Origin of the sequence: Paenibacillus xylanivorans, from assembly GCF_001280595.1 — a bacterium.
GTDB lineage: Bacteria > Bacillota > Bacilli > Paenibacillales > Paenibacillaceae > Paenibacillus > Paenibacillus xylanivorans.
On record NZ_LITU01000082.1, the window covers coordinates 137333 to 149673 of the forward strand.

At 45.2% G+C, this 12341-nt stretch carries 12 protein-coding genes; 2 read left to right on the plus strand and 10 right to left on the minus strand.

All coding sequences use genetic code 11. From position 1 onward, the window contains the following. Positions 1–31: 31 nt before the first annotated feature. Genes AMS66_RS28780 through AMS66_RS28790 form a run of 3 tightly spaced genes read right to left on the minus strand, consistent with a single transcriptional unit; the run spans position 32 to position 2621 of the window. Positions 32–1042, minus strand: a complete 1011-nt coding sequence (locus tag AMS66_RS28780; RefSeq protein ID WP_053784036.1) for a Gfo/Idh/MocA family protein — start codon at positions 1040–1042, stop codon at positions 32–34. 53 nt (positions 1043–1095) lie between these two features. After that, entirely contained in the window at positions 1096–1944 is an 849-nt protein-coding gene (locus tag AMS66_RS28785) for a sugar phosphate isomerase/epimerase family protein (protein ID WP_053784037.1), read from the minus strand. 50 nt (positions 1945–1994) lie between these two features. Continuing rightward, the gene (locus AMS66_RS28790; RefSeq protein ID WP_053784172.1) at positions 1995–2621 is read right to left on the minus strand and encodes a carbohydrate-binding family 9-like protein; all 627 of its coding nucleotides are present in this window, start codon (positions 2619–2621) and stop codon (positions 1995–1997) included. 201 nt (positions 2622–2822) lie between these two features. On the opposite strand from AMS66_RS28790, the gene AMS66_RS28795 reads away from it, so the two are divergent. Then, the gene (locus AMS66_RS28795) at positions 2823–3728 is read left to right on the plus strand and encodes a helix-turn-helix transcriptional regulator (RefSeq protein ID WP_053784038.1); all 906 of its coding nucleotides are present in this window, start codon (positions 2823–2825) and stop codon (positions 3726–3728) included. Between the two features lie 89 nt (positions 3729–3817). On the opposite strand, the gene AMS66_RS28800 is transcribed toward AMS66_RS28795, so the two are convergent. The 7 genes from AMS66_RS28800 to AMS66_RS28830 all read right to left on the minus strand — a co-directional run bounded on the left by AMS66_RS28800 (position 3818) and on the right by AMS66_RS28830 (position 11231). Continuing rightward, positions 3818–4342, minus strand: coding sequence for a VOC family protein (locus tag AMS66_RS28800; RefSeq protein WP_053784039.1), 525 nt, complete (start codon positions 4340–4342; stop codon positions 3818–3820). A 199-nt stretch (positions 4343–4541) separates the two neighbouring features. Continuing rightward, positions 4542–5504, minus strand: coding sequence for a helix-turn-helix transcriptional regulator (locus AMS66_RS28805; RefSeq protein ID WP_053784040.1), 963 nt, complete (start codon positions 5502–5504; stop codon positions 4542–4544). 183 nt (positions 5505–5687) lie between these two features. Beyond that, positions 5688–6713, minus strand: a complete 1026-nt coding sequence (locus AMS66_RS28810) for a LacI family DNA-binding transcriptional regulator (RefSeq protein ID WP_053784041.1) — start codon at positions 6711–6713, stop codon at positions 5688–5690. 252 nt (positions 6714–6965) lie between these two features. Then, positions 6966–8309, minus strand: coding sequence for an ABC transporter substrate-binding protein (locus tag AMS66_RS28815; RefSeq protein WP_053784042.1), 1344 nt, complete (start codon positions 8307–8309; stop codon positions 6966–6968). 73 nt (positions 8310–8382) lie between these two features. After that, positions 8383–9216: a carbohydrate ABC transporter permease gene (locus tag AMS66_RS28820; protein ID WP_053784043.1), complete on the minus strand. Its 834-nt coding sequence runs from the start codon at positions 9214–9216 to the stop codon at positions 8383–8385. A gap of 12 nt (positions 9217–9228) precedes the next feature. Next, positions 9229–10119 (minus strand): carbohydrate ABC transporter permease, encoded by an 891-nt coding sequence (locus AMS66_RS28825; RefSeq protein ID WP_053784044.1) that lies wholly within the window; start codon positions 10117–10119, stop codon positions 9229–9231. Positions 10120–10130: 11 nt separating this feature from the next. Next, positions 10131–11231, minus strand: coding sequence for a Gfo/Idh/MocA family protein (locus tag AMS66_RS28830; RefSeq protein WP_053784045.1), 1101 nt, complete (start codon positions 11229–11231; stop codon positions 10131–10133). A 642-nt stretch (positions 11232–11873) separates the two neighbouring features. Here AMS66_RS28830 and AMS66_RS34210 point away from each other — a divergent pair. After that, positions 11874–12212 (plus strand): hypothetical protein, encoded by a 339-nt coding sequence (locus AMS66_RS34210; protein ID WP_053784046.1) that lies wholly within the window; start codon positions 11874–11876, stop codon positions 12210–12212. Positions 12213–12341: the final 129 nt, after the last annotated feature.

Here is a 12341-nt window from a genome sequence, read left to right on the forward strand (position 1 = left end):
AGAACCTGCATCACAGGTTCTGCTCTTTCTACTATAATGAAACCAATGCCCCACGCTCATCCGCCGAGCGCATCTCGGCTTCAATTAACTCAAGCGTGCCCGTTGCGCTCTCCGGTGTACATACAGATACAGGCGTACCTGCTTGAACAGATTGGATAAAATATTTGAGTTGGTGATAATATCCCGAGTCGGGTGACAGTTCAGCGACGAAGCCGGGAGCATTATTCGGATTTACTTTTAGCTCACCATTCTCAAAGACTAGATTGCCCTTCTCCAAATTAACGCGATACGTCATCGAGAAACCGTAATCTCCTTGCAGCGTCCAGTCTGCCTGAGCATTTAGCACTTTTCCATCAGGATACACATAATTGGTGGACACCGTATCATAGCCACTTCCCGGAATGACGTTGCGAGCCAGCGTAGATACATGATCCGGTTTGCCAAACAGCCAGTGAATAATATCCGCATCATGGATGTGCATATCTAATATGCAGCCACCGCTTTTCTCCCCATCCAGGAACCACTCTTGAGGCAAACCTGAACCCCGGAAGAAATAACCTGCGTTTACCGCTCCGTAACGACCATCTTCTACAACAGATTTCAGGTAGCTATAGGCTGGCCAGAAGCGTAAACATTGACCAATCATCAGTGTTTTTCCGGTCGCTTTAGCGGTCTCTGCCATCTTCCAGCCTTCCGCCGAATGACGCGCAACCGGCTTCTCGCACAGCACATGCATGCCTTTCTCCAGCAAGGAACACGTTAGTTCAGCATGTAATGGTGTCGGCAGCGTAATATCAATGATATCCAGCTCCTCTTGCTCCAGCATTGCGTCGATGTTGTCGTACAAACGATAAGGTGTGAGATCATATACCTCTTGCTCTGTCGCCATATTGCCGGCTGCTTTACCGTTCTTAAGTTCCTCTATTTTCAGATCGCAGATGGCTACCAATTCCACGGGCTCTCCTTCGGAAGCAAGGCGCACATAATTATCAAAATGCATACGTCCCATAAACCCAAAACCGATCAATCCCACTTTTAACATGTTTCTACCTCCCAAATAAAAGTTGTATTCGCATAAACAGTTAGCTGTATCTTCTATTCCTGAGAACGTCCAAGAATGGCATCCATCGCTTTGGATGTGTTGAATATGATCTGCTTCGAATGATGAGTGTATGGCGGAATCATCTCGGCCGTCACGTAGTTGTCGTAACCAATAGCTTGCAATGCCTCCATCACCGCCGGATAATTCACATCTCCAGCCAGCAGATCCACAAACCCGTGAAGTCCTCCCGCTTGACGGCGGTAATCCTTGAAATGAACCTTTTTGATCCGATGACCGAGAATGCGAACCCACTGCTCCGGGTAACCGTTCTGTACCACATTGCCCACATCAAAATACGAACCTATATAATTGGAGTTAAATGAATCAATAAAGGTACGCAGCTCTAGCGGCGACACCAGAAATTTGTTCCATACGTTCTCAATGCCAATCGATACGCCGGCACGTTCCGCATACGGCAGCAGATGCGCAATGGCTTCTTGCGCCCGTTCATAGGCGACCTCATAATCCGTCACTTCACTGTCTGGAATAAAATCCACACCAACTGCACCCGGAATGACCAGAATGGTATCCACACCAAATGCCGAGGCAAGCTCCAGCTGTTTTTTACACACATCCAGTGCTTTCGTGCGAATCTCCGGACGAGCGCTCGTCATCGGGTAATCCCAGTACAATCCGGTTGCAAGTCCCGCGATCTCAAGTCCGGCTTCTTCGAGGCGCCCCTGAATATCACGAACCTCCTGATCCGTGGCAGACAGACTCAGCTCCCCTTCTCCATTAAGCGAAAGTTCAATTCCCTCAAAGCCAGCTTGCTTCGCCGTCTGAATACAATCCGCGATTGAGGCATCTCCCGGAAACGACCATATATTAATCCCTTTTTTCATCCGAATACCCTCCTTCAAAATTTAAAAGCCTGTTCTTCAGCAGTGCATGACTATCCCAATCGAAAATGACCAAATCGGGCAGGCAAATGAAAGTTTACAGCGCCAGTAGGCTGCCATGCCTGATACTCCCGTTCTCCTTGCACATTCTCGTCAATTCGGTAAACGTTGACCCTCCAACATAACCCTTTGGTTAAGGGAAACTTAAAGTTACTAGCGGGAATGTGAATCAAATACACCCGATTGCCCTGGCAATCCACTTCTACAGCCGTTTGCAAACCTTCCATCTGCCAGGTTACATCAGCTTTCAATTCGGAACTGTCTCCGTTATTGTGGATGAGTGCATCAAACACCACATTGTGCGGACTGACCTCCAGCTCCATGTAGTTCCTGCCATCTCCCTGTTCATCAATGAACAGTTCAACCACATCCTGCTCATACAATGGCTGATCCCTTTCCGTGAAATCAGATAGGACGTGATCATCCTGGCATAGAAAGCGAATATGCAGGAATTCGGGGCTCCATCCAAAACGGACCTCCGTGGACTGAAGAGGTGGTCTGCCTGTTACCGTGTCCACCAGTTTCACTGGAACACACCGTTCCCAATCCGCAGCCGTGGGGAATCCACTCTGTGCAACTGAACTGAGTGGTTCGCAGCAATAACTCGTGCTCCGTTCCATAGGGAGAGAGCGCATCTTAATCCTCTCCTTTTTAGCTTAATCCGTGATGTTGTCTCTCTCGTAATAACATGTGATAATACATATATTATAAATAACTTACGTGATCATTTATTTAGGAGATAAAGAGATTATTTGCACAATTCCGTTCAGTTTTAACTAGATATATTTTTGTCCAATCTCATTGAGAAAGGGATGGGGTTCATGTCTCTCCAACAATCGGTATATCCTCTGCAACGAACCTCCACTTACAAGGAATGGTCTCCCAACGTGCATTATGCTCAGTTCCAGAGCCTCCCTCCCGGCAAGCTGGCCAAGCGGCGTCTGTATGATTTTGAACTTCTGTACGTCTCTCAAGGTGAAGCTGCAACTTATATGAACGATAAACATCATATTTTGAAGGCAGGTCAGCTCATCATGCTACCTGCCGGGGTTTATCACCAGAATGAAGTGGTTTCCAGCCCGGAAGCACGTTTTATTGGCATTCATTTTGATTTCTTCAACGAATTGACCATTCAGACTGAGGCAGACATGGTTGTGAACGAAGAGACGGTTCAGCATCATAAATTCGCAGTGGAAGCGTGTGCAGAGGGCATGACGCCACTATCTTTCAACCCGGTGTATACCCCTTCTCCAGCTTCCGTGCAGCTTATGGAGCAATTGGTTCATGAATTTACCATGCGCCCACCGGGATATGAACTAGTATGTAAAGCCTTGATGCTACAACTATTAACCCACCTGCTACGTTCATCCTGGCGAAGTTCGCCACGCCATGATTCGGTGCACGGAGATAAACTGCTCGAACTTATGAAACGTATAGAGGTCGCCCCATCCGACCCCTGGACCAATTCGAGCATCGCCAAACAATTGAACCTGAGTGTGGATCACATGGCCAAATTGTTCAAACAGATGGCGGGCATGCCGCCCAACGAATATATTCAATCCATCCGCCTGAGCGAGGCACGCAAGCTGCTACGGGAAACCGATTTTTCCATTGAGGCTGTGGGTGTACAATGTGGTTACCCGGACATTCATTATTTCAGCCGCATGTTCCGCAAATATGAAGGCATTTCACCCCGGGAATACCGGAAGTTGTCCAGAATGCTGTGAAAAAACGGTCATCTTTAGCCCGATAAGCGAAAGACGACCGTTTTTTTTATATCTTCTATCAATTATTTGATTCATTTTTTTATTGATTATCATTCTGCACTAAAGCTTTTCGCCCATTCAGCGACCCTGCGACTACTTTCTTCTTCCGACAAATCCTCAATTCGAGTCAGAATGGACCACCATACCCCAAAAGGATCTACTATACTTCCGAATCGATCACCCGAAGCAAAGTTTATAATCGACTCTCTTACTTTGGCTCCTCTTGATACTGCGTTCTCAATTACTTTATCAACATTAATGACGTAAATCCCCAAAGAATAACATGCATTTTCTTCATCTGGCGGCAGAGCCAACTGATATGCTGGATTCGCTGCTCCTAGCTGTAAAAAACCATTTCCAAAATCTAATTCCGCATGAACAATCATTCGATTTCCGTTTCCATCAGAATGTTCAGTAATGTCCTTTACCCTTGCATTGAAAACATTTTTATAGAACTTTATTGCTTCAGTAGGATCCTTCACTGTTATAAACGGGGTAATAGATGTAACGCCATTAGGAGTACCGTTCTTTGTATAATCACCTGATATTGCAGTGTATTTTGTGTTTTCAGTCATGTTTACTCCACCTTTAAATGATCTTAATATATTGATTCTATGCTTATAACTTCATTAGACAGCTGCAATCATTCCGAGTTCAGTTTCGTTTGCACTCCTTCTTTACAATTGATCAAGTGATACCCAATATCCATCTCGGTAATCCATGATTGTCATCATTATAAAATAACTACACTGACATCTACTGTCAGTGTAGTTATTAAAGTTGATAGTATTCCATTAATTCAGACACAACCGCAACAAGTTTGTCCTTCAAACTCGGTGGTTCGATGACTTGAATGGATTTCCCGTAGGATAGGAGAAAATACGGGACATAGGTATGAAGTGATTTTTCCTCAAGTAAAAAGATGGCTTGATTTGAAGTCCGCTCTTTCAGATGGTGTCCCATAAACCAATGCAGGCATAAGTCATCCAATGCCTCTGACCTTCCTGCGATAATTAACTGAATTAATCCATCCTTGCCCACTACATCAGGTAATAAATTATTCATAAAAAATTCACGAGCTGAGAAAGCTTCAGAACGCTTAAATTTAAGTTGAGTCCGCTTGATTTGTAGAATCCGTTCTGCCCGAAAGCTGCGGATCTCATTCCTCAGATGGCAAAATGCAATTGTATACCACTTATTGTTCCAGTAAACCATTCCATAGGGATCGATCACCCTATTCTCAGGTTGTTCTTTATGTCTTGCGCGATAATCGATTTCTACAGAGAAATCGTTTGCCACAGCCTGCTCTAATTCCACCAACACAGGCTGAATGGAAGGATCCCCCTTGCGGTTGATAACATCAAATCCGGCTAAATGACGACTAAGTATACTTTCTTGTTCCTGATTCGAATACATTTTCAATTTTGATGTCGCATGGTCTAACGCCTCACTCAAAGGGTATCCCGATTCTTTTGCATAAACAGCAGCTTGAAGAAGCGCTTTTTTCTCTTCAATATCAAATAACAGAGGTGCTGTGATAAAATTATTCAGTAAGCTATACCCGCCATTATGACCTGCATCTGAAATTATAGGTACTCCACTGGCACATAATGCATCAATATATCGATAAACGGTCCTTATATTTATTTCTAACTTTTCAGATATTTGTTTTGCAGTTATTTTGGTGCCAGAATTCAGCATCCATAGAATTGCCAGCATATTATCGTTTTTTGGCATAACATAGCCCCTCAGCTTTATTAATTTTCACTCTCTTTTTATTGATCAAGGTTAGCAAAAAAATATTAGTATTGCGAATTATATGAGGGAACCTGCATCAACTGGTATATCAACAGCCCTTTTTAGTAAAAAAGAGTTCCCTTCGTCCAACCCTGGACACGGGAACTCTTTTGTTGATAGCTATTATATTTTGCCATTGGAAGACTGGCGAAATATACAGCGATACGGAACGATCATTTTGACAGCGACTTCATACGGATGATCCAGATAATCGAGCAGCAGTTTAACCGCGAACATGCCCATCTCCAGCTTAGGTACATGAATGGTCGATAACGGCGGAGAGGTGAATTCGGATATCTCAATATTATCTACACCAAAAAAGGCGATATCCTCCGGAATGCGGAGTCCCTGTTCGGTTGCAGCCCGCATGGCCGCAATCGCCATCATGTCACTGGCTGCAAAAATGGCGGTAGGCCTGTTCGCATTGTTGGTAAATGCCTGCTTGGTGAATTCGTAACTCAGCGAAACATCCCATTTCACATCAATCACCCAGTCATCATCAATAGGTAATCCCGCATCAGTCATTGCACGTCGATAACCAAGATAACGTTTTTCCTCAAGAAAATCATTCTTGAATTCTGCTCCTCCTATATAAGCAATGATTCGATGCCCTTGGGCAATCAGATGATTCGTGGCCTCTCTGGCTGCCTCTTCACGATCGTAACCGACGACTGGAATGTCCGGGTCCGTAATATCCACACCTACAACGGTTCGTACATTGGCCTTGAGCCAGCGATAGGCTTCCGGATCAATCCGTTCCACGACAATCATGCCGTCAATTCGATGTTCCTTCACCAGAGACTGCAGCTGCACGATATCTCCGTCGTTCTCGATGCTGTACACAAATTCCAGCCGCATGCCCGCTTCGCCAAGCTGTTTCTCAATGCCTTCCATAATGACTGAAAAATAAGGGCTGTTGTATTTGTTCTGCGGAATGGCGACCACACAACCAATTGCATAAGCCGTTTTAGGTTCAATCTTCTTTTTCTTGGCTGGACGCTGTGAACGATAGCCCAACTCCTCGGCCGTATCCCAGATCTTTTTGCGGGTTTCATCGCTGACCGAGCGATTGACATCGTTCTTCATCACACGTGAAACGGTAGAAATCGATACACCAACACGGTCTGCAATATCCTTCAATTTAGCCATGTGAAGTCCCCCACCTTTTCTCTAACTATGTATTTAAACCCCATTCGTATTGGGGCAATTTCATCCCAGATAACACAAATTTGCGGCAAATATAATTCTATATTTCTACTCGTCAGAAGTCAATGAAATGGTGCACAGACGCAGTCTTCTATAAAATAATAGCGGCAGTCAGGGAGCTTGCTTTCCCCCATAACTGCCGCAATTTTAATCCTTTTAAGAAAACGTATGAAGCTTTGCCGCCTCTTTATCTGCTTATTGCATCTTGGAGGCCAAATCCTTAAGCGCTGCGTTCAGATCACCATCTCCGGCAAGTGGAAGTTTGAGTGATTGCTCACCATACGTCCAGACCAGATCGGTTTTCTTGGTTGTAAAGGGAGATACAATGCCATACTGCTGCGCATCCAGGAAGATTTTATTATCCTCGCCTACAGTAGCAATATAGGCATCCGCTGCGGCCTTGTTAGCCGGAATGGAATATCCCTGCTTCGCCAGTTCTGTCTGTCCTTCCGGACCTGCTAGCCAAGCGAGCAGCTTGTAGGCCGCCTCTTCATGCTTAGTATTGGAGCTGATTGCAAGACCTGCTGGCTGAACAACAGTCTGGTTGGTTTTGAATTTCGGCAAATAAGAGATGCCGTAATCCACACCAGCCTCCTGGTAGTTGGTTGTATTCCAACTGCCACCCGGATTCATCGCTACTTTAGATGTAGTAATCGCAAGATTCACCTGTCCACCCAAGCCTTCAATCTGTGCAGGTGTGGTGTTGATCTTTTTGTTTTTGGTCAAATCGATAAAATAGTTCAGCACTTCCATCGCTTCGGGTGTCTCAAGCGCAAGGGAACCATCGTCATTCACCAGCTTCGCTCCGTTGGACCACAGCTCTGGCTCCAGGAACCAATCCATCGTTGATCCTGGCGAAATGGACAAGCCCCACTGCACGATGTTACCGGCATCAAAACCCGCTTCGTCTGCGCTTTTCCCGTTCTTATCCAGCGTTAGCTTGGTTGCAATGTCGGTAATTTCATCCCATGTTGGCTCAAGCGATGGAACGGGAGCTTTATGAGGATTGGTGGCTTCATTCTCAAAGATAGCTTTGTTGTAATACCATACGATGACGTTGGCATCGATCGGCAAGGATACTTGTTTGCCCTGATACTGGTGAAGTCCCAGAAGACTTTTGTCCACGTTGTTCAGATCAAACTGATTTTCAGCCAATAAGCCATCCAATTCCTTAAAAATGCCGAGCTCGGCATACTTTTCGACATACGCGTAACTGGTTTTGAACACGTCCGGAAGCGTGCCACCCGCTGCATTCGCTGTCAGTCCATCCCAATAGCTGCCCCAATCCTTGCCTTCTAACTTGACCTTAATATCGGTATTCGCCTTCATGAACTGATCCAGCAGTTCCTGTGTACGATGAAGCTCTTCTGCCGTCCCCCACTGGGAGTATGTGATCGTTACAGGTTCACTCTGGCTGCTGCCGGAACCAGAAGAGTCGGCGTTTTCGGACGATCCCCCATTTCCACATCCACTGATCACCACCATTGTCGCAAGTACAAGTGCCCATACATTGAATAGCCGTTTACTTTTCGCTCTCATATACACAGCTCCCCTTTAAGTCATATCAATAAGTCCTGTTCACCCGAAAACTGGAAAGCAGCAGGCAGCCACTCTACCCTTTGGTGCCCGTAAGCACCACCCCCTCGACGATATAACGTTGTGCAAACAGATATAGCAGACCGATAGGCACAATACTGATAAATGCACCCGCAGCAAGCGCAGGCAAATCCTGACTCGTCTGACCAATCAGCAGCTGCAAGCCAACACTCAGCGTGAACATCTCTGGGTTTTTGATATACAGAAACGGCCCCAGAAAATCGAGCCAAGAATTCACAAAGGCAAAAATAATGGTCGTCATAATAATTGGTTTGGACAGCGGCATAATGACTCGTGCGTATACCGTCCAGCGATTGCCTCCGTCGAGATATGTAGCCTCGTCCAGCTCCTGGGGAATAGTCATGAAAAACTGTCGGAACAGGAAGATATAATAGGCTCCTCCGAGCCAGGCTGGCACAATGAGCGGCAACCAGGTGTCAATCCAGTTCAGCTTGGAAAAAAGGACGTACGAGGGAATCATCATAATGGATGGAGGAATCATCAAGGTAACCAGCACAACCGGGAACAGAATATTCCGATATTTGGTTGCAAAACGGGAGAAACCGTAAGCGACAAGTGAACTGGACACCACCGCTCCCGCTGCAACAAAAAAGGAAATGATAAATGAGTTTTGGATCCACTGCCACATCATCGGCTGTACGGCGAATAACCGTTCAAAGGCTTCCAGACTGAATGTATCCGGCAGAATCGTTGGAGGAACCTTGTAGGTTTCCGCTTTGGTTTTCAGCATGGTCGAGAGCATCCATACAAGAGGCCCTGCGAACAGCATTAATGCTACGATCAGCATTGTATATTGGGATGCTTTTACCGCTATTTTTCGGCTGTTCATGTAACTCTCCTCCTATCGTTCTCCCTCGTAATACACAAAGCGGTTCGATACTTTCATCAGGATCAGGGTGACAAGCGAGATCACAGCGAACAAGAATATCGATTGCGTCATCGCCATGCTGAATTTCAGATCGGTAAAGGCCGATTTATAAATGTTGTAGACAAATGTATAGGCGGAGTAGTTCGGTCCACCTTTGGATAGCAGCAGTGCTTCTGTAAACATCTGAAAGTTATACATCGTCTGAATAATGATGACAAACAGGATGGAAGGACTGATCATCGGCAGTGTAATTTGGAAAAATCGGCGAATTCCGCTTGCCCCGTCAATTGCAGCAGCTTCATACAAATGTCTGGGTACATTTTTCAGTGCAGCCAGGAAGATCAGTACCCCACTGCCTGAGATCCAGACTTGAAGCATGATGATGACCGGCTTGATCGTATGTTCGCCGCCAATCCAGTCCACTTTGCCTATACCAAGCGCGCCAAGTCCGGCGTTCAGGATGCCAAATTCGGAGTTGAATACCAGCCGCCAGATAATGACCGTTGCCACAATGGGCACCAGGGTAGGCAAGTAGAAGAAGGTGCGGAACAAGGCAATGCCTTTGACATTAAAATTAAGCAGCATCGCCAGAACGAGCATACCCGCCGTAACGATCGGAACACCGAATACAACGAAAAACATCGTGTTCATCAAGCTTTTCAAAAAGATCGGATCATCCATCATGTGTGTAAAATTATCAATGCCGACAAAGTTGAAGTTGGTTGCTCCCGGAAGCCTTGCATCCGTAAAGGCGTAGAAGACCGAGGTTCCGAAAGGAAACAGGAAAAAGGTAATAAATCCGATGATCCAAGGCAAAATGAAGAGAAAAAACAGCAGTGTGTCATATTTTCTCAACCTATTCATGATGACACCCCTCAGCCTGAAATTTCTTCTAAATAGACATATCGTTCTTCCAAAATGGATTTCTCTGCCGCCAGGGCAATAAGCAACGCGTTACGACCAACCTGCGCACTCGCAAAAGGCTGTCTGCCTTCCTCTATACATTTCAGAAAATCAATGCGCTGGGTCTGTCCTCCGGTATGTCCACCCATGATGGAATCCGACGACACATCAATTTCCAAGTGGTCTTTCGTCCAGTCCTGCCCGCCAACGATATCAATCGTCTTGTCATTCCGTGCCACCATCTGACCGCCATTCTCTCCAATCAGGCCGATCTCAAGCCCTTCTCCCATCAGATTGCGCGGTTTCAAATACATGCATAGACCCAAATTTGCTTTGCTGCCGTTATCATAATCAATGGTGATAAAGGCGTGATCGACGATGGAGGTGTCCGAAATTTCTTTCGTCGGATAGTGACTGTATGAATTTTGAATCTGATTAGGCTCCCCTTGCTTCATGACATGCTGCCCTCCAGAGGCAAACACACGGACTGGCTTCGCCTGAATCATCCAGTTAAAAATATCGAAGTGATGACAATCCTTTTCTACAATCGCTCCCCCAGACTTGGTCTTGTCATAGAACCAATCCGCAGGCGGGAACGGGTCACGGAATTCCTTGCACCACATTAATTTCACGTCGCCAAGACGTCCGTTCTCCAATTCCTTTTCCATCCGACGATATAAATTCGAATAACGATAGACCAGTCCGATCTGTAAAATCCGTCCCGATGCTTCAGCAGCTTCTATAATGGCATCGCAATCCTCAATGGTATGGGCGACCGGCTTCTCCAGAAATACATGCTTGCCAGCTTCCAGAAAAGCTACCGCCACTTCACGATGCAAATAGTTCGGCACACTGATGACCACCGCATCCAAATCTTCCTTGGTGAGCAGTTCACGATAATCGCTTACGATTGTGGGGTTACTGTTCTTGAGTTCAGACATCGTACGTGCCACATTAGCCTCATTCATGTCACAGATATAACGAACCTCACTATCTTCAAGCAAATCAAAACCAATGCAATGATGTGACCCCATGTCTCCTACACCGATAAAAGCCATTTTTATCTTCCCCATGCTTACACTCTCCGTTGCTCATAAATTTGCGGCAAATGCCATGAAGCCAATTCGATGTTAAGAAATCTAACAGGATGGTGACTATGTAACGATAGTAAAATAGTTTTAGTTGCTTGTCAATTAATTTTGGCTAAATTCTTAATTATTTTGCGGCAACATATTTGCGTTTTATTTTACATACTACTAAACAGTATAACTCTTTATTCATCACAAATTAAGCGTTTACATTTTTATTTTATTATCATATACTTTAATGTGAATTCATTTTTATTTGCGGCAAAAGTTAAAACATAATCATAATAAATTATGTTCAAAATCCAATGACACACTCCTATTTTCAATAGAAAAATCAATAAATCCTGGAAAAAAACCTGTTGAATCTCCTTTATTCATCACCTATAATGCAATTTAGACGCGGAACTCCAGATATAAAAACATATCTTATATTTGCCGCAAACCGAAATATGATCTTTTTAGTTGTTTATTTCTCACTTACTACCATGACTCTTACATAAAACGTCATTATTACGCCGCATATGCGGATCTGAAAGGAGTTGAACTTTCCTAAACTCTCCCTTATGAAGACAAGCGGGGTGGGAAGAACGAGTTATCATTTAAAATTCATTATTCAGGAGGTATACCATGACAAGATTATTTGATAGAAGCAAGCGGAGCCTTGGACTGTTTTTGGCTTTTGTCCTCATGATTACCCTGCTATTGCCCGCGGGGGCCTTACCAAAAGCTTCTGCTGCGACCATCACCATTGATGGCAATGTCAGCGACTGGAGTAGCGTTAGTGCTCTCGCAACCAATAGCGGCACAGCCCAGACGCTCAAAGTAACCAATGATGGAACCAACCTCTACCTACTCGTTCAGGGTTCGGGTCTGAGTACGGCGATGGGCAACTTCTGGATCAATACCGATAACAATACTGCAACCGGCTACCAAGCTGCGGGCTGGGGAGCTACAGGTGTGGAGTAGCTACTTGAAAACACGGGGTTATACCGCTATGGAGGCAGCGGTACTGACTGGAGCTGGAATTCTAACAGCACATTAACCACTTCCCAATTCTATCGCAGTGCTTCCGTCATTGAGGTTGTAATCCCTCTC

What these genes read in the sequence shown, in the direction of transcription:
- AMS66_RS28800 (WP_053784039.1), bottom strand. Translation starts at nt 4,342, where the DNA reads ATGACTGAAAACACAAAATACACTGCAATATCAGGTGATTATACAAAG.
- AMS66_RS28820 (WP_053784043.1), bottom strand. Translation starts at nt 9,216, where the DNA reads ATGAACAGCCGAAAAATAGCGGTAAAAGCATCCCAATATACAATGCTG.
- AMS66_RS28805 (WP_053784040.1), bottom strand. Translation starts at nt 5,504, where the DNA reads ATGCCAAAAAACGATAATATGCTGGCAATTCTATGGATGCTGAATTCT.
- AMS66_RS28785 (WP_053784037.1), bottom strand. Translation starts at nt 1,944, where the DNA reads ATGAAAAAAGGGATTAATATATGGTCGTTTCCGGGAGATGCCTCAATC.
- AMS66_RS28780 (WP_053784036.1), bottom strand. Translation starts at nt 1,042, where the DNA reads ATGTTAAAAGTGGGATTGATCGGTTTTGGGTTTATGGGACGTATGCAT.
- AMS66_RS28815 (WP_053784042.1), bottom strand. Translation starts at nt 8,309, where the DNA reads ATGAGAGCGAAAAGTAAACGGCTATTCAATGTATGGGCACTTGTACTT.
- AMS66_RS28795 (WP_053784038.1), top strand. Translation starts at nt 2,823, where the DNA reads ATGTCTCTCCAACAATCGGTATATCCTCTGCAACGAACCTCCACTTAC.
- AMS66_RS34210 (WP_053784046.1), top strand. Translation starts at nt 11,874, where the DNA reads ATGACAAGATTATTTGATAGAAGCAAGCGGAGCCTTGGACTGTTTTTG.
- AMS66_RS28810 (WP_053784041.1), bottom strand. Translation starts at nt 6,713, where the DNA reads ATGGCTAAATTGAAGGATATTGCAGACCGTGTTGGTGTATCGATTTCT.
- AMS66_RS28830 (WP_053784045.1), bottom strand. Translation starts at nt 11,231, where the DNA reads ATGGGGAAGATAAAAATGGCTTTTATCGGTGTAGGAGACATGGGGTCA.
- AMS66_RS28825 (WP_053784044.1), bottom strand. Translation starts at nt 10,119, where the DNA reads ATGAATAGGTTGAGAAAATATGACACACTGCTGTTTTTTCTCTTCATT.
- AMS66_RS28790 (WP_053784172.1), bottom strand. Translation starts at nt 2,621, where the DNA reads ATGGAACGGAGCACGAGTTATTGCTGCGAACCACTCAGTTCAGTTGCA.